This window comes from Pseudomonas sp. Hz4, from assembly GCF_054898165.1.
The window spans coordinates 912,537-936,834 of the sequence record NZ_CM142719.1 but is presented as its reverse complement, the minus strand read 5'-3'; the positions used below and the strand labels follow the sequence as shown (position 1 = coordinate 936,834).

At 60.1% G+C, this 24,298-nt stretch carries 21 protein-coding genes and 1 pseudogene; 11 read left to right on the top strand and 11 right to left on the bottom strand.

Going from position 1 to position 24,298, the window contains the following annotated elements:
- Window positions 1-112 precede the first annotated feature (112 nt).
- Genes ACYZTR_RS04145 through ACYZTR_RS04130 form a run of 4 tightly spaced genes read right to left on the bottom strand, consistent with a single transcriptional unit; the run spans window position 113 to window position 2,400 of the window.
- Window positions 113-667, bottom strand: a complete 555-nt coding sequence (locus tag ACYZTR_RS04145) for a DUF4136 domain-containing protein (RefSeq protein WP_461976680.1) — start codon at window positions 665-667, stop codon at window positions 113-115.
- Between the two features lie 54 nt (window positions 668-721).
- The gene (locus tag ACYZTR_RS04140) at window positions 722-1,336 is read right to left on the bottom strand and encodes a DUF4136 domain-containing protein (protein ID WP_461976678.1); all 615 of its coding nucleotides are present in this window, start codon (window positions 1,334-1,336) and stop codon (window positions 722-724) included.
- Window positions 1,337-1,348: 12 nt separating this feature from the next.
- Window positions 1,349-2,098 carry a methyltransferase domain-containing protein gene (locus tag ACYZTR_RS04135; protein WP_461976676.1) on the bottom strand — a complete coding sequence of 250 codons (750 nt, stop codon included), beginning with the start codon at window positions 2,096-2,098 and terminating at the stop codon, window positions 1,349-1,351.
- Complete coding sequence (locus ACYZTR_RS04130; RefSeq protein ID WP_461968315.1) at window positions 2,098-2,400, bottom strand: MazG-like family protein; 303 nt, start codon at window positions 2,398-2,400, stop codon at window positions 2,098-2,100. The genes ACYZTR_RS04135 and ACYZTR_RS04130 overlap by 1 nt, the downstream gene beginning before the upstream one ends.
- Before the next feature lie 162 nt (window positions 2,401-2,562).
- Between ACYZTR_RS04130 and ACYZTR_RS04125 the strand changes: the two genes are divergently transcribed.
- Window positions 2,563-2,856 carry a hypothetical protein gene (locus ACYZTR_RS04125; protein WP_109627794.1) on the top strand — a complete coding sequence of 98 codons (294 nt, stop codon included), beginning with the start codon at window positions 2,563-2,565 and terminating at the stop codon, window positions 2,854-2,856.
- A 97-nt stretch (window positions 2,857-2,953) separates the two neighbouring features.
- Window positions 2,954-4,303, top strand: coding sequence for an MATE family efflux transporter (locus ACYZTR_RS04120; protein WP_461976674.1), 1,350 nt, complete (start codon window positions 2,954-2,956; stop codon window positions 4,301-4,303).
- Here ACYZTR_RS04120 and ACYZTR_RS04115 read toward each other — a convergent pair.
- The 7 genes from ACYZTR_RS04115 to ACYZTR_RS04085 all read right to left on the bottom strand — a co-directional run bounded on the left by ACYZTR_RS04115 (window position 4,297) and on the right by ACYZTR_RS04085 (window position 11,852).
- Window positions 4,297-5,172, bottom strand: coding sequence for an alpha/beta hydrolase (locus ACYZTR_RS04115; protein WP_461976672.1), 876 nt, complete (start codon window positions 5,170-5,172; stop codon window positions 4,297-4,299). The two genes, ACYZTR_RS04120 and ACYZTR_RS04115, sit on opposite strands and share 7 nt — an antisense overlap.
- 16 nt (window positions 5,173-5,188) lie before the next feature.
- Window positions 5,189-5,974: a DUF4123 domain-containing protein gene (locus tag ACYZTR_RS04110; protein WP_461976670.1), complete on the bottom strand. Its 786-nt coding sequence runs from the start codon at window positions 5,972-5,974 to the stop codon at window positions 5,189-5,191.
- Window positions 5,971-7,287, bottom strand: coding sequence for a contractile injection system protein, VgrG/Pvc8 family (locus ACYZTR_RS04105; RefSeq protein ID WP_461976668.1), 1,317 nt, complete (start codon window positions 7,285-7,287; stop codon window positions 5,971-5,973). Before ACYZTR_RS04105 ends, ACYZTR_RS04110 begins: the two co-directional genes overlap by 4 nt.
- Window positions 7,288-7,520: 233 nt before the next feature.
- On the bottom strand, window positions 7,521-9,434 hold the full coding sequence (speA, locus tag ACYZTR_RS04100) for an arginine decarboxylase (RefSeq protein ID WP_461976666.1): 1,914 nt from the start codon (window positions 9,432-9,434) through the stop codon (window positions 7,521-7,523).
- 214 nt (window positions 9,435-9,648) lie between these two features.
- A complete protein-coding gene (locus ACYZTR_RS04095) occupies window positions 9,649-10,020 on the bottom strand; it encodes a translation initiation factor Sui1 (RefSeq protein ID WP_461976665.1) in 372 nt (123 codons plus the stop codon).
- A 200-nt stretch (window positions 10,021-10,220) separates the two neighbouring features.
- Entirely contained in the window at window positions 10,221-10,781 is a 561-nt protein-coding gene (locus ACYZTR_RS04090; RefSeq protein ID WP_461976663.1) for an NUDIX hydrolase, read from the bottom strand.
- A gap of 3 nt (window positions 10,782-10,784) precedes the next feature.
- A complete protein-coding gene (locus ACYZTR_RS04085) occupies window positions 10,785-11,852 on the bottom strand; it encodes a DUF2333 family protein (protein ID WP_461976661.1) in 1,068 nt (355 codons plus the stop codon).
- A gap of 287 nt (window positions 11,853-12,139) precedes the next feature.
- Between ACYZTR_RS04085 and gcbA the strand changes: the two genes are divergently transcribed.
- From gcbA to ACYZTR_RS04040, 9 genes and pseudogenes are all read left to right on the top strand, one after another.
- A complete protein-coding gene (gene gcbA, locus ACYZTR_RS04080) occupies window positions 12,140-13,810 on the top strand; it encodes a diguanylate cyclase GcbA (protein WP_461976659.1) in 1,671 nt (556 codons plus the stop codon).
- 1,492 nt (window positions 13,811-15,302) lie between these two features.
- Window positions 15,303-15,809: pseudogene (locus ACYZTR_RS04075) on the top strand (methyl-accepting chemotaxis protein); the annotation flags it as partial.
- Between the two features lie 163 nt (window positions 15,810-15,972).
- Entirely contained in the window at window positions 15,973-17,709 is a 1,737-nt protein-coding gene (locus ACYZTR_RS04070; RefSeq protein ID WP_461976657.1) for a protein-disulfide reductase DsbD, read from the top strand.
- Between the two features lie 129 nt (window positions 17,710-17,838).
- On the top strand, window positions 17,839-18,291 hold the full coding sequence (gene aroQ, locus ACYZTR_RS04065) for a type II 3-dehydroquinate dehydratase (RefSeq protein ID WP_017336343.1): 453 nt from the start codon (window positions 17,839-17,841) through the stop codon (window positions 18,289-18,291).
- A 46-nt stretch (window positions 18,292-18,337) separates the two neighbouring features.
- Window positions 18,338-18,799 carry an acetyl-CoA carboxylase biotin carboxyl carrier protein gene (gene accB / locus ACYZTR_RS04060; RefSeq protein WP_461976655.1) on the top strand — a complete coding sequence of 154 codons (462 nt, stop codon included), beginning with the start codon at window positions 18,338-18,340 and terminating at the stop codon, window positions 18,797-18,799.
- Window positions 18,800-18,816: 17 nt separating this feature from the next.
- The gene (accC, locus tag ACYZTR_RS04055; protein WP_461976653.1) at window positions 18,817-20,175 is read left to right on the top strand and encodes an acetyl-CoA carboxylase biotin carboxylase subunit; all 1,359 of its coding nucleotides are present in this window, start codon (window positions 18,817-18,819) and stop codon (window positions 20,173-20,175) included.
- A 38-nt stretch (window positions 20,176-20,213) separates the two neighbouring features.
- Window positions 20,214-21,887 (top strand): Fic family protein, encoded by a 1,674-nt coding sequence (locus ACYZTR_RS04050; protein WP_461976652.1) that lies wholly within the window; start codon window positions 20,214-20,216, stop codon window positions 21,885-21,887.
- A 169-nt stretch (window positions 21,888-22,056) separates the two neighbouring features.
- Entirely contained in the window at window positions 22,057-22,935 is an 879-nt protein-coding gene (gene prmA / locus ACYZTR_RS04045; protein ID WP_461976650.1) for a 50S ribosomal protein L11 methyltransferase, read from the top strand.
- Window positions 22,936-22,965: 30 nt separating this feature from the next.
- Window positions 22,966-24,174, top strand: coding sequence for a DUF3426 domain-containing protein (locus tag ACYZTR_RS04040; RefSeq protein WP_461976648.1), 1,209 nt, complete (start codon window positions 22,966-22,968; stop codon window positions 24,172-24,174).
- The last annotated feature ends 124 nt before the right edge of the window (window positions 24,175-24,298 follow it).

Sequence of the window (24,298 nt, the reverse complement as noted above, 5' to 3'; positions counted from 1 at the left end):
TGGGTGAACAGCAGTGTAGACAAGACTTGGCGGGACTGCTGGCAACATGCTATTGCGAACAACAAAAAACACTGTGGGAGCGAGCAAGCTCGCTCCTGGGGTTGGGTGGTGTTTATTTCGGTGGATAGTTGGCGAGGATTCGCCCGACTGTTTCGCGTATCGCATTGGCGCGATCAGACGGGTTCGTTGTGTGGCTGAACATTTGTTCATCGCTGCCGCGCCACACCAGCTTGCCGTCCTTGCCATCCAGCAGGTCGATCTGAATGATCGCCACTTTGTAGCTGACGTTACGGGTTTCGTTGTACATCGGCCCACCCCAGTAGCCATTCCATGGGCCACCCCAACCGCCGCCGTAATTGGTGGTCACTTGTTGCTGGCGCTGTTCGACGATCAGATAGGTTTGCACGCCCAAATCGCCCTTTTTTCCAGCGGCGGCCGGACGCAGGCCACGCTGATCCAGCTGATCGGTCACCGATTGGCGGATGCGTTGTTCAGTCAGGTCGCTCTTGATCCGTGGGTCATCGGGGCGATATTGCAGGGCGGGTTCTATCCAGCTCCAGCTGCGATAGGCGGCGAAGTCGCGGCTGGCATCGAAGTCATGATTGACCTGGCTGGCGCAGGCACTGAGCAGCACGGCCACAGCCAGTAAAGCGAGACGGCGGAACATGGTATTTCTCCGGTAGAAGACATGAACCTGCGCAAAGCTTCTTAACGACAGAAGCTAACTAGGAGGATACGCCGACATCGCCTTTTCTACAGCCTCCCGTATCGCATCGACACGCTCGCTCTGGCTACCTCGGTGACTGGTTTCGGCGCTGGCACTCCACACCGGTTGACCGGTGCCGGCATCAAACAGATCAACCCGCACCACCACGACCTGTTCCTGATAAGTCCGAATGATCGGCACGGTGTTGTACATGCCGTAACCGCTGCCGTAGCGGTTGTAACCGCCATAACCGCCGCCGTAATAACCATAGTCGTCCCGAACCTGACGCAGGCGGGTTTCCAGGCGCAGGTCGGCGCTGACAAACAGATCCGCCGGGCGATTGTCGTGCAGCGGGCGCAAGCCTCGTTGATCGAGGGCGTTGCTGACGGCTTCGGCGACCTGCGCCGAATCCGCCCAGGTAGTGCCCGGCGGCAGGCGTCCGTTGAGCCAGGCCCAGCTGCGGTAACGCCCGTAGTCGCGCGGCGGCGCCGGGTAGGCGCTACGATCAAAGGTGTTGGCCGCCTGAGGCGGCGCGGGTGGCAAGGGGTTGGATGACGCCACATATGGATTGCTGCCCTGACAGGCCGCTAACCCGAGACAGATCACCAATAAACCCGAACGAGTGTTCATTTCGCGCTCCGATCAGACCGGCCGACAGATCCAGTGCAAATAGCGCCCAAGCCCGGCAAAACTTGGGTGACGACGGTGGGCCAGTTCCATTTCCAGCAAATCCACCCGTTCGGCGCGGGCCTGGAATTCCACCGGCATGTAATCGTGAAAAACCCGTACCCCGCTCTGGGTTTCGACCTGCCAAAGGCCCTCAAGTTGCGCTGCCAGTTCACGTGGATCAAGGGGCTGCTGCGGCGTCAGGCTTTGCTTTTCACCGGCCATGTCGTTTTTGCGCATTTTGCGGAAATGGCCTTTGAGCAGATTGCGATAGATCAGCGCATCGCGATTGTAGAAGGCCAGGGACAACCAGCCCTCTGGCTTGGTCAATTGATGCAGCACCGGTAGGATCGCATACGGTTCGGCCAGCCATTCCAGCACGGCGTGGCACAGCACCAGGTCGTAGGGTTCGGTGAGTTGGCCGAGCAGATCCTGCCACGGCGCTTGTATGAACGTCGCTGTTTGCCCGGCATCGGCAAAGCGCTGGCGGGCGCCTTCGAGCATCGGTTCGGCGGGTTCGGCCAGCGTGACCTCATGACCTCGCTGGGCCAGCCACAACGACATGTGGCCAAGACCGGCACCGATGTCCAGTACGCGCAAGGGCCGGTCCGGCAAGGTTTCGGCCAGGTCGGCCTGAAGCACCGCCAGACGGATCGCACCTTTGGCACCGCCATAGATTTTTTCCGCGAAGCGGGTCGCCAGCTGATCGAAATGACGGTCGCTCATCAGCTGAACCTCCGTTCACTGTCCGCGAGTTTGCTGCGCACCACTTCATTCATGTCCAACCCCAACTCGCTGCACAGCAGCAGTAGATAGAGCACGATGTCGCCGATTTCCTGCCCGACATGGGCCAGTTTGTCTGCCGGTAACTGGCGCGACTGGTCTTCGGTCAGCCACTGGAAAATCTCCACCAGCTCGGACATTTCCACGCTCGCAGCCATGGCCAGGTTTTTCGGGCTGTGAAATGGCTGCCAATCATTGCGGTCACGGATGGCGTGCAGGCGTTCGGTCAGTTCAACAAGGTTCATCGGGCTCTCCTGAAGGCGTATAGCTTCGGGGGGATGAGGAGTGAAGGCAAGCAGCAAGCGCTGCAAAACCATTATGCTTGCAGGGAACTCGGCACCCTGCTCGATAGCCCAAGGCTCAGACCCGGCAACCACACCACCACTTTCATCAAGGACGCTCACGACATGCAGGTAGAAAGTTTTTTCGAATGGCTCGGCCAGGCACTCGGTTCGGTTATCCGTTTCATCGTTGACGGCCTCAGTGGCTTGTTCAATCTGTTGAGCCACGCTGGCAGCAACTTTGTCGAAGGGCTGTCCCGTGCGCTGGGCATGGACACGTCGATCATCAGCATCATCGCGTTGATTCTTGGGTTGATGTTGTTGTGGTCGGCGATTCGGGCGTTCATGAATGCGTCGATCATCATGGGGATCATTTGGTTGCTGCTGGGGCTTTGGTTGTTGAGCTGGATTATTCACTAGTGCTCCGACGGGTACGCGGAGCGTCCCGGGCTGCATTCCCACGCAGAGCGTGGGAGCGATCATGTCGATACAATGCCCGCTCCCCGAAGGAGCCTGCATGTCCAACCTGATCGCCGACTGGCGCGACCGCCCTACCCATCGTCGAGTCTGGGCGCTCGCGGCCCCCATGATTCTCTCGAACATTTCCGTACCGCTTGTGGCGCTGGTCGACAGTACCGTCATCGGCCACTTGCCCCACGCTCATCAGTTGGGCGCCGTCGCGGTCGGGGCCAGCCTGTATACCTTTCTCGCCTGGGCAATGGGTTTTCTGCGCATGGGCTCCACCGGGTTCGCCGCACAGGCCGCCGGGCGGGGGGACGGCGCGGCGTTGCGGCAGATTTTGCTGCAGGGTCTATTGTTGGCCATGGGCATGGCCATTGTCCTGGGAGCACTGGGTGTCCCGTTGAGCGGCATCGCGCTGCACTTCATGCAGCCGTCGGCGGAGCTGGATCAGCTAACCCGCGAGTTTTTCCACACCCGCCTGTTCGGTCTGCCGGCAGCGCTGGCCAGTTATGCGCTGGTCGGCTGGTTCCTCGGCACTCAGAACGCCCGGGCGCCGCTGGCCATTCTGCTGAGCACCAACCTGGTGAATATCGCGCTGAACCTGTGGTTCGTCCTCGGGCTGGATTGGGGCGTGGTCGGTGCGGCCCGAGCGTCGGTGATCGCCGAATGGACCGGCGCGCTGATCGGCCTTCTGATGACCCGCAACGCCCTGCGCGCCTATCCCGGCCACATCGCCTGGGCCGCGCTGGCGCTGTGGCAGAGCTGGCGGCCGCTATTGGCGGTCAATCGCGACATTTTCATCCGCAGCCTGGCGCTGCAATCGGTGTTTTTCCTGATCACCGTACAAGGCGCGCGGCTGGGTGATGCCACCGTCGCCGCCAACGCGTTGCTGCTCAATGGTTTGCTGCTGACTGCACACGCGCTGGACGGCTTGGCCCACGCCGTGGAAGCCCTTTGCGGGCATGCCATCGGTGCTCGCGATCGAGGGGCTCTGCGCCGCTCATTGGTGGTGGCCTGCGGTTGGTCGTTGCTGGCGAGCCTGGGGTTTGCCGTACTGTTCCTGTTCGCCGGGCATCTGTTTATCGAGATGCAGACCGACATTCAGAGCGTGCGCGACACAGCGTTCATCTACCTGCCTTACCTCGCCACGCTGCCGTTGATCGCGGTCGGGAGTTACCTGCTCGACGGGCTGTTTATCGGCGCCACCCGTGCCCGGGAAATGCGCAACGGCATGCTGCTGACGGTGATTCTGTTACTGCCGTTCGCCTGGGCGCTGCAAGGTTTGGGCAACCATGGGCTGTGGATAACGTTTCTATTGTTCATGTTGCTGCGCAGCCTGACCCTCGGCGCGTTTGCCTGGTATCTGCACAAGAGCGACGGCTGGTTCGCAGGCAACGCTCACTGAGTCGGCGTGGCTTTGATGAAGGCCGTGACCTCATCCAGCACCGGAGCCAAACCGCGCAGGGGCCGGGACAGCGTCGCCACCAGCGTGGCGTGGCTGGTGCGCGAGTAATACAGATCCTGCACCGGCACGCCCGCCTCGCGCAATTTGAGAGCCAGACCACCGGTGTTGCGGGCCGGGTTGACCAACTCATCGTCGCTCGCGGCGATCAACAAGGCCGGCGGCGCGCCGCGACTGACGTGATTGATCGGCTGCGACTGCGGCGGTGAGTCCGGCCAGAAAAACACCGGACGCACCTGCGGATTTTTGATTGGCAGAAAATCATAAGGTCCGGCGAGGCCGATCCAGCCGCTGAGGTTGTGTGGCGATAAGCCCACCGCCCCCAGTAATCCGGGGTCCAGTGCCAGCATCGCGACGTTGTAGGCCCCGGAACTATGGCCCATCAGGTACAACCGCTGCGGATTACCAGAAAACTGCCGAATGTGTTCATGGGTCCAGGCCACAGCCCGGGCGCCATCTTCAAGGAACAGCGGATAACGCACCTGCGGATACAACCGATAGTCCGCCAGCACCGCGACTATCCCTCGAGACGCCAGCGCCTCGCCGACAAACCCGTAATCGCTGCGCGAACCGCTGTTCCAGCTGCCGCCGTAGAAAAACACCACTACCGGGGTGTTTTCCATGGGATGGCGCGGCACATACACATCGAGTTTTTGCCGCGGATCACTGCCATAGGCAATGCCCTCGGTCTTGTCGAAGGTTGCGTTGAGGGTCAGCACATTGAGCAACTTCAGTGGCGAACATGCCGTCATCGCGGCAAGTAAAACGCCGCCGATTGCCAGGCTGAACAGCCGCCGGAGTGTGCTCGCCATATGTCAAACCTCGTGTTCAGGGCTGATCGTTCTGCCACAGATTGCGCAGGTGATCGAGACGCTCCTGTTGGGTGAAGCCCGGCAACGGTAGCGCAGGGAACGCGCCGGGGTACTGCAAGCGTAGCCATAACCAGCCATCGAGCACCCGACGTTCGCTGAAACCCAGCGCCAGCCCTTCCTGCACGTGGGACCACAGCGTGTGGTATTGGGTCCCGGTAGATTTGCTCCAGTGCCAAGTGTGCTGTTCCAACACGCAGGTTTGCAGTTTTTCCCGATGACGAGGGCTGAGGTTTTCTTCAACCGCCAAAGGGCTGACGGCAAGGCCCGGGTTGACCAACTGTTGCCAACCCTGACTGCCGACTGCGCGGTCGGCCCAGGTCCCGCCGAACCAGCGCAACTGGCTGATAGGACCCAGCCAGCGGCTCAGCTCCAGTGCATCGCAGGCATCAAAAAAGTAACTGGCGGTATGTGGGTTGTAGTAACTCAACAAGGCCCGGTGATGCGAGTCGAAAGTGACCGTGAGCATCCGGCGCAAATGCGCCAGCAACTGCGACGACGACGCCTCACTGGCGACCACCAGCAAGCCTCGCCAGAGTAACGCTTCGCTTTGGCACAACCCGGCCAGCGCAGGGCATGTCCGAAGGTCGATCAGGGCCGGTCCGACTTCACGCAATGCATGCCACTCAGTGCCTTCGAACAACCAGAACCACCGGGCATGCGCAAACTTCTGTTGCAGCGCCGCCCGAGTCTGTGGCGCACCCGGTACATCCAGCAATAACCATTGCGGGGCCGCGGCGATCATGCCGCACCGCTCTGGCCAAACCGCATCGCTGCCCGGCAAGTGCAAAGGGTTTGCGTGCAATGGCTGAAACTGCCGCCACCGGGCAGCAGGCACAGCAACATCAAGGGCTCGCCCGACTGCAGCCATCCCTGCAGGCCTTCAATGGGCGGGCAATCATTGGTCGTGACGGGGGTTTCAGCCTCTTGAACAGGCGTAGGCATGTGAATAAACCCGGTGATCAACGGCTGATCCGGATCACCCTCGATAAAGCTCACCACGACCTCAACCCCCTCACTCAACTGCGTGACTGCCGCGCCCCCCAGTTCAGCGGCCAACGGCAGCCAACAGTGACTGGGCGTCGCACCCTCGCCCTGATAGAGCCAGTCAAATTGCACGGCAACCGGTCTGGACGGATCGGGCCGCGATTCATCGATGTCGACCACCCAAGCCCGTTGCAGGCTGTGCATCGTTGGTTTCACTGCAGAGTGAGGCGACACAAAAGGCACCTCCCAGTGAACCGCGCGGATCTGGTTGCTGTAGGGGGCCGTTGGATCCTGGCTCCCCTGATGCTCGACATGGGTCAGCAGCCAGAGATGATTCCAGTCGGCGATCGGATGGTCGGACAGCGGCATCAGCTGACCACTGCGCAGCGACGTCAGATCCGAACGACCTTCGGCACTTTGCGGGGTTCGTCGTCCTCCCTGAAGCTCAAACTGGCGCACTGCCGGTTGCTCGCTCTCGACCTGGAAACGTGCATTTTCACCGAGGCGAAAATGCACCTGACCTTCACCAAAAACCACGCAGCTCGCGTCCGCACGGTGTTCGAAGTGGTAATGAAGCTGTTCCTGGGCACATAAGCGCTGGAGAAACTGCAGGTCCGATTCCCGGTACTGCGTACAAAAATCACGGGCCGGGTAATCGCCACTCAGCTCGAAACGGCGATCCTTGCCGACAATGCCGTGTTCCTTGAGCACCTGATCAAGGATTTGCGGTACGGAGCGCGCGCTGAAGATTCGCTGACTGAAGCGCAGGGAAAGGCAAGCCAGCTTCGGCCTCAGACGTAGGCGACAGAGCCTGACAGCCGGGTCATGGTCATGCTGGACGAGTTCATGCAATTGTCCGTGGAAGCCGTTTCCCGCAGGCCCGACGTGCAAAAAGGCCGGACGGTACAGCAGGCTTGCAAGGTCGAGTGTCAGGTCATCGATGAGCAGATCCACGTCGAACACAAAAGGCTCGCTGATCGCTTCTCGACCGGTAAACGCCAAGACCTCAAAGGAGTCGGGCAGACCTGCTACATCCAGACGAAATGACGGCTCGTTGACTGGATCGAACATCGGCGATTCTCTACAGGAGGGGCGGCCGGGGATTCTCTCCGAGAGAGTTGGCCGAGTAGAGTGCCGAAGTACAACTTAGGAAATGACCTACGCGAAAAGAAGACCACATCGCTTGGATGGCTAGGAATGTGGGCCAATTCGCTTGAAATCAGAGAGGCTTCCCACCAGGTCATCTGAAAATTCCGCCATTAACGGTACATTTTCAGACAACCGGAGGAGAGCGGTGCCTTACCTCAAGAAGACAGGTAAGACGAACGGGTCAGGCCCAGACGCAAAGCATCGAGGAACTGGGTGCGCTCGGCAGCAGTGATGCGCGCACTGGCGCACTTGTCGCGGTAGTGGGTCATCAACTCTTCCGGCGACAAGTGCACGTAACGCAGCATGTCTTCAATGGTGTCGTGGGTTTCGATGCCCGCGTGGTACACGCTGCCGTCGGCGTTCTGGTAGATGTTCACCGAATCGGTGTCACCGAACAGGTTGTGCATGTCGCCGAGGATTTCCTGGTAGGCGCCGACCAGGAAGATGCCCAGCAGGTAGTCTTCGCCTTCGTTCAAACCGTGAACGGGCAGGCTGGTTTCGATGCTCTGCTCGTCGACGTATTGCTTGATTTTACCGTCGGAGTCGCAGGTCAAATCTTGCAGCACGGCACGGCGCAGCGGTTCTTCGTCGAGACGGTGCAGCGGCAGGATCGGCAGCACCTGACCGATGGCCCAGGTGTCCGGCAGGCTCTGGAATACCGAGAAGTTGCAGATGTACTTGTCGGCCAGCTTGTCGTTGAGTTCGTCGAGCACCTGACGGTGGGAACGCTGACGGGCCTTCAACGAGTTGTGCAGGCGACGGCATACGGCGAAGTAGCATTGCTCGGCCAGGGCTTTTTCCGCCAGGGTCAGCTTGCCGTCGGCGTACTGGGTTGCGATGTCGCTCATGTAGTGCGTGGCGCGCCAGTAGGTTTCGGTGACCATCTCGATGTCAGTCGGACCCAGCAGGTCAACCAGCCACTGTACGGTTTCCGGCAGTTCTTCCTTGTTCTCGATCTGCGGCACGTCGTCGTTGTGTTTCTCGACGTCGGTCACCTGCACCACCAGCATGGCGTGGTGGGCAGTCAGGGAGCGGCCGCTCTCGGAGAAGATGTTCGGGTGCGGCAGGCTTTGCGCGTCGCAGAACTCCTTGAGCATCCCGACCACGACACCGGCGTAATCGTCCATGTCGTAGTTGATCGAGCTGGCGTTGCGCGAGTGCGTACCGTCGTAGTCCACGCCCAGACCGCCGCCGACGTCGATGTGGTCAACCGGCAAGCCGAGGTTGCGCAGTTCGCCGTAGTAGCGAATCGCTTCCTTGAAGCCGTGTTGGTAGTCCGCCAGGTTGGCGATCTGCGAGCCCATGTGGAAGTGCAGCAGGCGAATGCCCTGATCCAGGCCCGCCGCGCGGAAACGCTCGACCACCGACAGCAGTTGCGCCGCCGACAGACCGAACTTGGATTTCTCGCCACCGGTGTCGGCCCACTTGCTCGACGCCAGGGACGACAGACGCACGCGCAGGCCAACCTGAGGCTTGACCTTGAGCGAGGCGGCTTCCTCGATGACCAGCGCGACTTCGGATTCTTTCTCGATCACGATGAACACGTTGTGGCCAAGCTTCTGGCCGATCAGCGCCAGACGAATGAACTCGCGGTCCTTGTAACCGTTGCAGACGATGGTGCCGCCCTTCGGCGCCAGGGCCAACACGGCCAGCAGCTCAGGCTTGGAGCCGGCTTCCAGGCCGATGGACACGTCTTGAGTCGCAATGATGTTCTCAATCACCGCTTCCTGCTGGTTCACCTTGATCGGGTACAGCGCGGTGTACTTGCTCTGGTATTCCAGACGCTCGATGTTGGCGTCGAACGCGCCGGTCAGCTGACGCACGCGGTCTTGCAGAATGTCAGGGAAACGCACCAGCAACGGCAAGGACAGGCCGCTTTGGCGCAGCTGGTCAACTTGCTCGAACAGGTCGATAGGCGAACTGGTCGGACCGTTCGGACGAACTTCGACGCGACCGGCGTCATTGATCGCGAAATACCCGGCCCCCCAATGGCGAATCCCGTAAACACTGCGGCTGTCCGCAACTGTCCATTGGCTGCCATCGTCTTTGCGTGTGCGTCGTACGGACATTGAAGTCCCCTATAAAGAAGTCATAGAGCGTCGCCTGGGTTCAGGCCGGCGCAGTCTAAAGAATGAAAATGACGGTTCGTCAACGAGGGGATAGACCTCGCTGACCGCAGTGAGTTTAGAAACCGGTCAGAACAGGCTCTGTGAAAACCATGTAGACGACGTCAGACCTGCTGTCAGGACTGGATCAAGCCGAGGGTGGTTTTCACAGAGGCTGCTAGCCGCCGGACTTCTTCGCTTTGAAACCGAGTTTGATCAGTTCGGCCAAGAGTAGCTCGACATGATCGCCCTGGATTTCAATGATTCCGTCTTTCAACGCCCCGCCGGTCCCGCAACGTTTCTTCAACGTGGTGGCCAGGTCCTTGAGCGCGTCTTCGGGCAACGGCACGCCGGTGATGGTGGTCACCGTCTTGCCGCCACGCCCCTTGCTTTCGCGACGCACACGAGCGATGCCGTCGCCGGCCGGGATAACGGTCTGTTTGCAGATGCAGGCATCCGCCGGTTTACTGCAATCCGGGCAATGACGACCTGCGTCGGTGGAAAATACCAGGCCACCAAGGGCGGCGAAGGATGCGGCTTTTTTGGCCACCGGCAATCCTCTTGGAGGACAAAGACTGGTCGCGGCAACTTAGGCAAGTGCCATCGACCGCGAAGCCCCACTCAGGCAGGGGCAGCGCTACTGACCGGACGACCCTACAAAAAGGAGTGCCGGTTCAGTTTGAAAAGGTCGCGCAGTGTAACGGCAAAAAGCCGACTTGCTAAGAGCCAATCGACGCCAATTTATGCCTCTTACGCGACGTCCGGCCCACGGGCACGAAGATACCGCTTCAACGCGGCCAGAGAGTCCGGGCAATAAGGCTTTTGCTGGATTTCCAGCAGGACCTGATCGACGGGGATAAAGCGCGCTTCCAGGACTTCTTCGGGTTGCAGGATCAACGGGCCGTCCCACACCGCCGAAAACGCCGAACACCAGAGCCGATTGCCGGTGTCTTCGAAGAAAAAGTGATCATGAGCAGTCAGTTCCACGCCGCTCACGCCCAGCTCTTCTTCCAGCTCGCGGGCGGCCGATTCGGCGTAGGTTTCGGTAGCGAGCACCATGCCCCCCGCCGCCACGTCCCAGAAACCTGGATAAATGGCTTTGCTCAGCGTGCGTCGATGCACGCAAAGTTCACCGGCGCAATTGAACAGCATGATGTAAGTGCCGCGCCCGATCAGCCCGCGCTCGCGCAGGTCGGAGCGGACCAGGGCGCCGAGCAGGTTGTCCTGCTCGTCAACCCAGGCGATCTGTTCGGCATCCGAGGCCGCGCGATGGGCGGCCTCCCGCATGCTATCGACGGAGCTATCAACCATGACTCAGCCCTGATTGAGCAGTTGGCGCAAATCGATCACTGCGGCATTGGCCCGGGAGATGTAATTGGCCATGACCAGCGAGTGGTTGGCCAGCACCCCGAAGCCGCTGCCGTTAAGGATCATCGGGCTCCAGACCGGTTCTTGCGAGGCTTCCAGCTCACGAATGATCTGGCGCACGCTGACCGTGGCGTTCTTCTTGGCCAGCACGTCGGCGAAGTCGACCTCGATGGCGCGCAGCAGGTGGGACAAGGCCCAGGCCTGACCGCGGGCTTCGTAGAACACATTGTCGATCTGCATCCACGGGGTTTCGACGATCTCTTCGTCAACCTGTGGCACCTGACCTGGAGCGACGACTTCAGTTTTCAGCGCGGTGTTGAGCTTGACCCGGCCAACACTGGCCGACAGCCGTTGCGACAGCGAACCCAGACGGGTGCCGACATCGCCCAGCCAATTATTCAGGTTGTCGGCGCGGGCATAGAACAGCGCGTTTTTCTGCGACGGATCGGACAGGCGCGCCTGATAACGGCTCAGGGAATTGAGGCCTTCCAGGTACTCGGACTCACTGGACGGCAGCACCCAGCTCCTGTTGTCGAAGTTGAAACGCGGCTCGGCCTTGGCCAGGTCGGAGTCTTCGGCAGATTGCGATTGCGAGCGGGCGAAGTCTTTACGCAAGGCACGCGTCAAGTCACGGACCTGGACCAACACGCCATATTCCCAGCTCGGCGTGTTGTCCATCCACAGGCCCGGCGGGAAACGGTCGTTGGAAATATAGCCACCCGGCTTGGTCAGCAAAGTACCGGCGACGGTCTTGAGGGTTTCGACCGTGGTGTAGCCGATGACCATTTGCTTGCCTTCTTTCTCGGCGGCCATCTGGGCATTCTGCTGAACCGGGAACAGTGCAGGTTCCTGGCTCCAGTACCAGCCCAGCGCAATAGCCACCAGCAAGTAAATGGCAATCAGAGTGGCCAGCGCCCGGCTGAACAACAGGCCGCCCAAGTAACTGCGGGTGGCCGAGTTCGGTTCAGCGGCACGTTCAGGCGCACTGCCCGCGCGATTCTTCCAGTCCAGCATGGCGATATCCTTTCAATCACTTGAGTTCATCGGTTCGACCACAACCCTATCGCATCGTGCCTCGTTTGCCGCGCATTAATCCTGCATAAAACGGCTACCGCACAATGACCGGGATCGAGGGCCACTATAAATGAAGCACGGCGCTGAGCCTATTCGACCAGTCGGTCATAAACTGAATAACGTCGCTTTGCAGTTTATTGACGTGCGACACTCATGCGATCGAAAAAGAGGTGCTAGCATAGAGCCACCAGTCGATCTCAGCATGCACCCTAACTAGTAGTCAGGATATGACCGAGCCAGAAGACCCCAGCCGTGAGCGCCTCAAGCACCACTTTGCCCAGCGGGTAATTCATCAGGCACGTCAAATTCTTGAGATATGGCAGCGCCTGCAATGCAGTGAGTGGTCCACCACCGACTTATCGGAACTGAGCGAGGCCAATCTGCGCCTGCTGCGTTTCGCCGAGCGCTTCGAACAACCTGAACACACCCACCTGGCGCGCCACATCGGTCAGTCGCTGGAGGCGGTCGACGCCAATCGCGGACGCCTGAACAGCGGACTGATCACTGACCTCAATCGCTTGATGCAACGCCTGTCACGCACCGGCTTGCGCCATGGCGATCAGCTGGACCAAACCTCTCTGCCGCCCCTGCGCAAGCCGATTTACGTGATGCTACAGGATCACGATCGTGCCGAGCGTCTGGCCAAGCAGCTTGAATTTTTTGGACTCAGCGCTCAAGCCCTCGGCAGCGTTTCGGCGTTTCGCTCCTCAATGGTCGAGCGCTTGCCTGCAGCGATCGTCATGGACGTGGATTTCAGCGGTCCCGGCATCGGCCTGAAACTGGCGGCCGAAGCCCAAGTCGGTCTGGATGAACCGTTGCCGCTGCTGTTCTTCAGCTTGCTCGAAACAGATACCCCAACCCGCCTCGCCGCCGTGCGCGCCGGTGGCCAGGAATTCCTGACCGGCACCCTCGAAGCGTCGAACCTGCTGGAGAAGATTGAAGTCCTGACCTGCGTCGCCCAGTACGAACCTTATAAAGTGTTGATCATCGACGACTCCCGTGCCCAGGCCTTGCACACCGAGCGTCTGCTCAACAGCGCCGGGATCGTCACGCGGACCTTGATCGAGCCGATCCAGGCCATGGCCGAGCTCGCGGACTTTCAGCCGGACCTGATCATCCTCGACATGTACATGCCGGCCTGCACGGGCACTGAATTGGCCAAGGTGATCCGTCATAACGACCGTTACGTCAGCGTGCCGATCATTTACCTGTCCGCCGAAGATGATCTGGACAAGCAGCTCGACGCCATGAGCGAGGGCGGCGACGATTTCCTGACCAAACCGATCAAGCCGCGACACCTGATCACTACGGTGCGCAACCGCGCGGCACGGGCACGCAATCTGAAATCGCGGATGGTTCGCGACAGCCTTACCGGGTTGTACAACCACACGCACATCCTGCAATTGCTCGAAGACTGCAGCTTCCGCGCCCGCCGCGAGTGCAAGCCGTTGAGCTTTGCGATGCTCGACATCGATCACTTTAAACGGGTCAACGACAGCCACGGCCACCCCATGGGCGATCGGGTGATCAAAAGCCTGGCGCTGTTTCTCAAGCAACGCTTGCGCAAGACCGATTTCATCGGCCGTTATGGCGGTGAAGAATTTGCCATCGTCATGCCGGACACCGATCTCGAATCGGCACACAAGGTGCTCGACGAGATCCGTCGACGCTTTGCCGAGATTCACTACCCGGCCCAACCGCAGGACCTCTGTTGCACGTTCAGCGCCGGGGTGGTGGAACTGTGCGAAAACTCCGACAGCCTGATGATGGCCAGCCAGGCAGACGAAGCGCTGTACCGCGCAAAAGACGCCGGACGCAACCGAATTCAGGCCGCGCGGACGTCAAAGCAAAGTGCCACTTTTTCATCGGAATCGACCCATTCAGTCATAACCCTGTAACAGAAACGCAATAACTTCAGGCGCTTACCATTCTGCCGCTGGTAGACCCGCAATGCGCCTGAAGCTGCTGACCAATCTCAATACCCTCCTTTTAGTCGCCGTGTGCGTGGCCCTTGGCGCCACACTTTGGTGGTCGCAAAAGGCCCTGGAGCGCCCCTATTTATTGATGGAGCGTTACTTGGGCTTATCCCAGCAATTTCAAAATGAAGTCGCGCGCAACATCGGGGACTATCTCGCCAGCGGCGATGCCCTGCGCCTGAGCAGCGCCAGCCAGGCCATCGACGGCCTGCAAAAGGAACTCGGCGAGTTGCCGCCGGCATTGGCCGACACCTTGCGTCCGAGCCTGTCGAACCTGGAAGAGTTCAGCAAAACCGACCTGCTGGCGGCCGGCAAACTGGCCGGTGACCCGCAAGCGCTGTTGCTGCAAGCCGAACGGGAGCTCGGCGCCGGTCTTGATCAGCTCAGCCAATACGCCAGTGGCAACGCGGCATATTTGGCGCCCCTGCTCGCGGCCTCCCAGCATTTGGGCAAACTGTCTCTGGCCCGGGACAAACTGGTCAGCAGCGGCCGCAGCGAACTGGCCGCCGATGTCGAGCGCGAAGTCAGCAACATCCGCACCCAGGCTGAGCTTCTGGACGCCTTGCCGCTGCTGGGCGTGACGAGCAAAAGTGAATCGAACACGGATGATTTCGCGGCGATGATGGGCCTGGAGAACACCGAAAAAGCCGTCGCCGAAGATGCTGGCGTCGGCCTCAAGCGTGAACTGAATAGCCTCCTCACTCGCTACCCGGCCGAACTGGCACGCACACGCGACCAGATCCAGAAACGCACTGATCTCGGCGCCGCCACTCACCTGAAAATCGCCGCCGTGCAGCAGGCCATCGCCGGGCTGGAACCGGTGGTTCGCGCCCAGCACGGACAGATCCAGGGCGAAGTGCGGCTGATGCAAGGGGTGATGATCGGGCTGATTCTGTTGATTGCATTGCTCATCGACACCCTGCAACGACGCTTGGCCCGAACCCTGACCAACCTCGCGCCAGCCCTCTCGACCTGGGCCGAGGGCGACTTCAGCCAGGACATTGAATTGGGCGCGACCAATCGCGAATTGCATGACATTCAAGCTTCGCTCAATCGCTTGCGCGCCTATCTGGTCGACTTGGTGGGAACCATTCGCCTCAACGCCGAACAGGTCGCCGGTAGCAGCCGAACACTGGCCGAGTTGAGCAATGACCTGCACAGCGGCGCCGAACATCAGGCCGGCGACACGGCGCTGATCCGCGATTCCCTCGGCGAACTGGAAGCGACCATTCAGCAGGTTGCCGGCGATGCCAGCCAGGCTGCCGACGCCAGCCGCCATGCCGGACTGGCGGTGGAGCATGGGCAGAAAGTCATCGGTTTGAGCCTCACCGGCCTGCATGCGCTGGTGGGTGAAGTGCAAGGCAATGCACAGATGATCGAGCATTTGGCCAAGGAGTCGGCGACCATTGGCGGCGTGCTGACGGTGATCCGTTCGATCGCCGACCAGACCAACCTGCTGGCGCTGAACGCTGCCATCGAAGCGGCCCGCGCCGGGGAAATGGGTCGAGGGTTTGCGGTGGTGGCCGAAGAAGTTCGCTCACTGGCGCAACGCACCGCCGGCGCCACCGCAGAGATCCAGACGTTGATCGCGGGACTGCAAACCGCCGCACGACAATCAGTAGAAGGCATGCGCGCCCAAGTCGAACACGCCGAAGCCACCGCCAATCAGGCCCAGGCCGCCGACGGCGCACTGGATAAAATCGTCGGGGCGATCCAGACCATTTCCGACACCGCCGTGCGCATCGCCGATGTCACCGCCCAGCAGAGCGGTGCCGTCAGCGAAATCCGCGATCACAGCGAACGGATTCACCAATTGGGTGGCGATAACTTGCTGAGGATTGGCGAGGGACGCGTGCAAGGGGAGAATTTGTTGGTGCTGGGTGGACGGTTGCATACCGCCGTTCAGGCCTTCCGCGTCTGATAGATCGCCTTCGCGAGCAGGCTCGCTCCCACAGGGGGCCGCATTCCATTGTGGGAGCGAGCCTGCTCGCGAAAGCGTCATTGCAATCACCGCAAAACTCCCCGCCCTGCACACCCGACCGCTGTCCGCTATGATGCCCTCACTTTCTATACGCGAGATTGTCATGCGCCGTTTGCTCTGCCTGCTGCTTTTAGTGCTCGCCCTGCCGGTCACCGCCGGGTTGCTGGAGAGTCGGCCCAGTTCGACGCTGGGCTCGATCAACAACAGCGCCGACTTCCTACCGGTGCGTGAAGCCTTTCAGCTGAGCCTGGTAGAAAGCACGCCGCAATCAATCAAGCTGCGTTTCATCGCTGCAGAGGGTTACTACCTCTACCGGCATCGCTTTCAGTTTCGCGCTGATCCGGCTGATGTTGGCCTGGGCGCCGCGCAACTGCCCAAGGGCGAACAGAAACACGATGAATACTTCGGAGATGTCGAGGTTTACCACGGGATTCTCGATGTAGAGCTGCCGCGCACCGATCAACGCGCCTTTACCTTGGCCGTGACCTATCAGGGTTGCGCCGACAAAGGGTTGTGTTACCCACCCGAAACCGAGCGACTGAGTATTGATGGCGGCGCAGGCGCGACAGCCACCTGGAGCTGGCGCGAACTGGCGTTGTTTTTCCTCGCAGGCCTGGGCCTGACGTTCACACCGTGTGTGCTGCCGATGCTGCCGATCCTGTCCGGCGTAGTGTTGCGCGGTCAAGTGGGTGGTTTGCGCGGCTTCAACCTGTCACTGGCCTACGTGCTGCCGATGGCCGCCTGCTTCGCTCTGCTCGGCGCGTTGATGGGGATGTTCGGCGCCCAGCTCAACCTTCAGGCGCGGCTGCAATCGGCGTGGGTGCTGGTGCCGTTCGCGATGTTTTTTGCGCTGTTTGCCCTGGCAATGTTTGGCGTCTTCGAACTCAAGCTGCCTCACGCCATCAGCAGTCGCCTGGACCGTATCGCCGGTCGCACCAAAGGCGGGTCGTTGTGGGGCGCCGCCGTGCTCGGCGTGGTATCCAGCCTGCTGGTTTCGCCCTGCGTCTCGGCGCCGCTGGCCGGCGCGCTGCTGTACATCAGCGCCAGCGGCGATGCATTGGGTGGCGGTCTGAAATTATTCATGCTCGGTCTCGGCATGGGCGCACCGCTGTTGCTGGTCGCCACCGGTGGCGCCGCCTGGCTGCCGAAAAGCGGACCCTGGATGATCTATGTGAAAAACGCGATCGGCGTTTTGTTGCTGGGGCTGGCGATCGGTCTGCTCAGTCGAGTACTGCCGGGCCAGATCACGTTGCTGCTGATCGGCTTGCTGGCCGCTGGTGTCGGGTTGTTCATGGGTGCGCTGGAGTTCGTCTACAAACCGCCAAGAAAACGCCTGGGCCAACTACTGGGAATGTTCTTCCTGTTTTATGCGCTAGCGTGTTGGTACGGCGCACTCAGCGGCCAGACCGATCCGCTCAATCCGATTGGCCCACCGCGCATCATCATGGGCACCGAGCAATCGCAAAACACCAGCGCCTGGCAAACCATCAGCACCCCGGCGGAACTGGACCGCGTCCTCGCCGAAGCCAAATCTTCAGGCACTCCTCTGCTGCTCGACTGGTACGCCGACTGGTGCATCAGTTGCAAAGTCATCGAACGTGAAGTGCTCACCGACGCCAAGGTCGTCGAACGCCTCAAAGGCTATCGACTGATCCGCTTCGACATCACCGCCAGCAACGCCGAGCAACGCGCCCTGCTCGACCGCTACAAACTGTTCGGCCCGCCGGCGCTGATGTTTTTCGGCAAGGACGGGGTCGAACACACCGATGTGCGGGTAATCGGCGAGATCAACGCCAGGGACTTCGCCGAACGTGTCGCGAAAGCTAATGACCGGATTTAATAACCCGGTCATATATTTCGCGCAAACATCGGCCATCGTGCTGGCTATTGCATAGAACTGGACAGTCACAAAGGCTTTGCGGCATAGTCGCCGAGTTCTGACAATTGCACACATCACAAGGAACAGCAGATGGCGACGCTACTGGTTCTGCACGGACCCAACCTGAACATGCTCGGCACCCGTGAACCGGGCACCTACGGCGCTACGACACTGGCGCAGATCAACCAGGACCTGGAACGCCGTGCCCGTGAAGCCGGTCACCACTTGCTGCACCTGCAAAGCAACGCCGAGTACGAATTGATCGACCGCATCCACGCTGCCCGCAGCGAAGGTGTGGACTTCATTCTGATCAACCCAGCAGCTTTTACGCACACAAGTGTCGCATTACGTGACGCGCTGCTGGCGGTGAGCATCCCATTCATCGAAGTGCATTTGTCTAACGTGCACAAACGCGAACCTTTCCGCCATCACTCTTACTTCTCCGATGTAGCGGTGGGAGTGATCTGCGGCCTTGGCGCCAGCGGTTATCGACTGGCCCTGGAGGCTGCCCTGGAACAGCTTGAAAGACAGGCAACAGCTTGAACAACAAGCGTAACGCCCCTGACCGACCCTTGGGAGTTGATGATTCATGGATATCCGTAAAGTTAAGAAACTAATCGAATTGCTGGAAGAGTCCGGCATCGACGAGCTCGAGATCAAGGAAGGCGAAGAGTCCGTACGTATCAGCCGTCACAGCAAGACCCCGGCTCAGCAGTACTACGCTCCAGCGCCAATGCACGCTCCGGCACCGGCGCCTGTTGCTGCTGCCCCGATTGCCGCTGCTGCTCCTGCTGCTCCGGCCGCGCCAGTGCTGAACGGCAACGTTGCCCGCTCGCCTATGGTCGGCACCTTCTATCGCAAGTCTTCGCCAGGCTCGCCGTCCTTCGCTGAAGTCGGCCAGACCGTGAAGAAAGGCGACACCCTGTGCATCGTCGAAGCCATGAAGATGATGAACCACATCGAAGCTGAAACCAGCGGTGTGATCGAATCCATCCTCGTCGAAGACGGCCAGCCGGTTGAGTACGACCAACCGCTGTTCACCATCGTTTGAACCGCGGAGAGACTTTGATGACTGCGAAGTTGGAAAAAGTTCTGATCGCCAACCGCGGCGAGATCGCCCTGCGGATTCTGCGTGCCTGCAAAGAGATGGGCATCAAGACTGTCGCTGTTTATTCCACGGCCGACAAAGAGCTGATGCACCTGGGCCTGGCGGACGAATCCGTCTGCATCGGTCCGGCATCGGCTGCAAAGTCTTACCTGCACATTCCGGCGATCATCGCCGCGGCTGAAGTGACCGGCGCTACCGCCATTCACCCAGGCTACGGTTTCCTTGCGGAAAACGCTGATTTCGCTGAACAGGTCGAGAACTCCGGCTTCGCGTTCATTGGCCCGAAAGCCGACACCATTCGCCTGATGGGCGACAAGGTATCGGCCAAGCACGCCATGATCGCAGCCGGCGTTCCAACCGTTCCGGGGTCCGACGGCCCGTTGCCTGAAGACGAAGAAACCGCTCTGCGCATCGGTCGCGAAGTCGGTTACCCGGTGATCATCAAAGCCGCTGGCGGCGGCGGTGGTCGCGGCATGCGCGTCGTGCATAAAGAAGAAGACCTGATCTCCTTCGCAAAACTGACCCGCACCGAAGCCGGCGCGGCGTTCGGCAACTCGATGGTCTATCTGGAAAAATTCCTGACCAACCCACGTCACGTGGAAGTTCAAGTACTTTCCGATGGCCAGGGCCACGCCATCCATCTGGGTGACCGCGATTGCTCGCTGCAGCGTCGTCACCAGAAGGTTCTCGAAGAAGCGCCAGCACCGGGCATCGACGAGAAAGCACGCGCTGAAGTCCTCGCTCGCTGCGTCAAGGCGTGCATCGACATCAACTACCGTGGCGCGGGTACTTTCGAGTTCCTGTACGAGAACGGCGCGTTCTATTTCATCGAAATGAACACCCGCGTTCAGGTTGAGCACCCGGTCTCTGAAATGGTTACCGGCATCGACATCGTCAAGGAGATGCTCAGCATCGCCGCTGGCAACAAGCTGTCGTACACCCAGGACGACGTGGTTATCCGCGGTCACTCGCTGGAATGCCGGATCAACGCCGAAGACCCGAAAACCTTCATGCCAAGCCCTGGCACGGTCAAGCATTTCCACGCCCCAGGCGGCAACGGCGTTCGCGTCGATTCGCACCTGTACAGTGGCTATGCCGTTCCGCCGAACTACGATTCGTTGATCGGCAAGCTGATCACCTACGGCGCAACCCGTGACGAAGCCATGGCGCGCATGCGCAATGCGCTGGACGAAATCGTTGTCGACGGGATCAAGACCAACATCCCGCTGCACCGCGATCTGGTCCGCGATGAAGGCTTCTGCAAAGGTGGAGTCAACATCCACTACCTGGAACACAAGCTGGCTGGCGACAAGCACTAGCAGGTGATCCAGACCAACAAAGCCGCTTTCGAGCGGCTTTGTTGTTTCTGAAGGTTTCATCCACTCCCCTGCGAGGCTTAACTGACAGGCACTGGCCTGTCCGGGCTGGCTATAATCGCCCTCAAATCAGCGCAACGCCGACGAACCAGAGCCCGCCCATGCCTGAAAAACTGCCAATAAACCTGAACGACCTGCTGCGCCAGCGGACTGTCGAGGGCGAGCGAATCGAATACAAGACGGGCTGGAATCCCGATCCGATCATTCGCACGCTCTGCGCCTTCGCCAATGACTTTGAAAACCTGGGCGGTGGGTATGTGGTGATTGGGCAAGATTGCGACGCCAACGGTCAGCCGGTTTTTCCTCCGTCAGGTCTTGCCGATCAGTCGCTCGACAAGATCCAACTTGAACTGTTGGCAGCTTGCCAATCGATTCAACCCGCCTATTTTCCAGTACTGAGCATGGAAGAAGTTGAAGGCCGCAAGCTGATCGTTTTGTGGGCACCAGGCGGGCAGAATCGCCCGTACAAAGCCCCGGCAGCGGTGACAGCCAAACATCGGAGCCTGCATTACTACATCCGCCGCTACAGCAGCACAGTAGAAGCCAAGGGAGAAGTCGAACAGGAACTCTTGGGTCTTGCTGCCAAAGTGCCTTTCGATGATCGCTTCCACCAGAAAGCCCATGTCCGCGACCTTTCCAAAGTGTTGATGCAAAACTTCCTGCAAGAAATTGGCAGCGCCCTCGCGGAAGACGCTGACAACCTTTCTATTGAGGCACTGGGCCGACAAATGAACGTCGTGGGCGGCCCAACCGAATCACCGTGGCCCAAGAACGTGGGCCTGATGTTCTTCAGTAACACCCCGGAACTTTTCTTTCCCGGCACGCAGATTGATGTGCTGTGGTTTCCTGAAGGTGCTGGCGGCGACCGCTTTGACGAAAAAATCTTCAAAGGCCCTCTGGCAACCATAACCCGTGAGGCTCTGGCCTATATCCAGCGTAATTACTTGCATCAAACAGTAATCAAACACACGGATCGCGCCGAAGCTACAAGGGTCTGGAACTTCCCCTATGCGGCAGTTGAAGAGGCATTGGTCAACGCCGTGTATCACCGTTCCTACGAAGAGCGCGAACCGATTGAGGTCCGCATCAGCCAGGAAGAACTTGTGATTTTGAGCTTCCCTGGACCTGATCGCTCAATCCGCCTCAAAGACCTGCGAGCCGGTCGCGCCGTGAGCCGCCGCTACCGTAACCGGCGAATTGGGGAGTTCCTGAAAGAACTGGACCTGACCGAAGGTCGGTCGACTGGGATCCCGAAAATCCTCAAGGTCATGGCTGCCAATGGTTCGCCCGCGCCGCTCTTTGAGACCGACGACGACCGGATCTCGTACGTCGTGCGGTTGCCCGCACATCCTCAATCGCAAACCACTGACGCCAAGACTACGGAAGTCACCATGGAAGTCACCATGGAAGTCACCATGGAAGTCGCTGCGCTTTTGAAGGTCGTTGTTGGCGATATGAGCAGACAAGAATTGCAAACCGCCATGAGCCTGAAAAACGCCGACCACTTCCGTAAGGCTTACATACTGCCGGCCATCGCTGCCGAGGTCTTGGAAATGACGCTGCCCAAACAACCGAACAGCCGTCTGCAACGCTATCGCCTAACGAACAAAGGCCTGCAATGGCTCAAAGCCAATAATGCAAAGAACCCGCATTAAGATGTGATCCAGACCAACAAAGCCGCTTTCGAGCGGCTTTGTTGTTTCTGAAGGTTTCATACTGTGAACGCGAGCAAGCTCGCCCCCACAAAAGCTCCCCGCTCGCGTAAACTTGCGCGCTTCTCGCAGCCCGCTAGGCTGCAATCAACATTTTTCAAAGGTGCCCGCCATGCCTTGGCTGCAAGTCCGTCTCGCCATCAGCCCAGAACAAGCCGAAACCTACGAAGACGCTTTCCTTGAAGTGGGCGCCGTCTCGGTGACCTTCATGGACGCCGAAGATCAACCGATCTTCGAGCCAGAACTCAACACCACGCCGCTGTGGTCCCACACGCACCTGCTGGCCCTGTTCGAAGGTGGCACCGAAGCCGCCAGCGTACTCGCCCACCTTGAATTGCTGACCGGCAGCCCGCTGCCCGAGCATCACAGCGAAATCATCGAAGACCAGGACTGGGAACGCAGCTGGATGGACGGTTTCCAGCCGATGCGTTTCGGTCAGCGCCTGTGGATCGTCCCAAGCTGGCACGCCGCACCCGAGCCTGACGCCGTGAACCTGCTGTTGGATCCGGGCCTGGCGTTCGGCACCGGCACCCATCCAACCACCGCGCTGTGCCTGGAATGGCTCGACGGTCAGGACCTGAAAAACTGCAACGTGCTGGACTTCGGCTGCGGCTCGGGGATTCTGGCCATCGCCGCCCTGCTGCTGGGCGCCAAGGAAGCCGTCGGCACCGACATCGACGTCCAGGCCCTGGAAGCCTCCCGCGATAACGCTGGGCGCAACAACATTGCCGAAGCGCTCTTCCCACTGTACCTGCCGGAAGATCTGCCGCAGGTTCAGGCCGACGTGCTGGTGGCCAACATCCTTGCCGGCCCGCTGGTTTCCCTGGCGCCGCAATTGTCCAGCCTGGTCAAGCCGGGTGGCCGCCTGGCGCTGTCGGGCATCCTCGCCGAGCAAGGTGAAGACGTCGCCAAAGCCTACGCTCAGGACTTCGATCTGGACCCAATCGCCCATCGCGATGGCTGGGTGCGCATCACTGGCCGTCGGCGCTAGAATGAGCGCCTATATAAACCGGATCGCCGCATGACCGACAGCTTCGTCACCCAGTGCCCGCATTGCCAGACCAGCTTCCGCGTCAGCCATACTCAGTTGAGCGTGGCCCGCGGAGTGGTTCGCTGCGGCTCGTGCTTGCAGGTGTTCAACGCCGCCCAGCAGCTGCTTGAGCAACGGGCCGGCAAGGACGCGATCCCGCCGGTTGCCCCGGCCATCGTCGAACCACCGGAGCCGCGGGCCATCAGCCAAAAGCAATGGACCGCCGCCGAGCTGGATCTGGACAGCCTGGACCTGGACGGAGAACTCGCCCGCCTCGAACAACGGGAGATCCAGCCGACCACGGAATTCGGCCGGCCCCGCGAAGACAACCTGAGCGCTAGCCGCGATACCGTCGAGCACGACGAGACGTCGTGGCCCGACAGCCTGTTCAGCGAGTCGGCCGCCGATCGCGCACAGACCGCTGAAGCCGATTTGCCGGAGCTGGAACTCGAGCCGAGCAAACACTCGCGCACCGAACCTTCGCTGTCCCTGGAACCGGTGGAACTGGACGACGAACATCAGCCGCCCCAGCTGCGCCTGCACGACCCACTCGACGCGCCGATGCATCACGAACGCCTGTCAGCGACCAATGAAATCGACGACGATCTGCCCTCGATCGAGCCCCTGCGCAAAAAGCGTGAGCCGGCTGTCCGCGCTGAAGCCCTGCACGACCTGACCGATGACCCACTGCAACTGGACTGGCAAAAACGCCGCTCACCCTGGGGTCGCCGACTTTTCTGGCTGCTGCTGATCCTGCTCGGCGCAGCGGCGCTCGCCGGCCAGTACATCGCCTACCATTTCGACGAACTGGCGCGCCAGGATCAGTACCGTCCGTGGTTCCAGCAACTGTGCCCGCAGATCGGCTGCACGGTGCCGTCCAAAGTCGACATCGCCAAAATCAAAAGCAGCAACCTGGTGGTCCGCAGTCACCCGGACTTCAGCGGTGCACTGGTGGTCGACGCGATCATTTACAACCGCGCGCCCTTCTCCCAGCCTTTCCCGCTGCTGGAGTTGCGTTTCGCCGACCTCAACGGTCACCTGATCGCCAGCCGTCGCTTCAAACCCGGCGAGTACCTCAACGGCGATCTCGAAGGAATGGTGGAAATGCCACCGCAAACGCCGATCCACATCGCACTGGATATCCTCGATCCAGGCTCAAAAGCGGTGAATTACAGTCTGAGTTTTCATTCCCCCGAGTGAAACGGTTCAGTGTTACGGCTTTGACGGCATATTTCTGACTTTGACCGCTCGTACCAAACCGCTGGCGATAACAGAATTACTGTTCAGATTTTGTTCAATTCAGCCTTTATCCAGTCATCGAGAG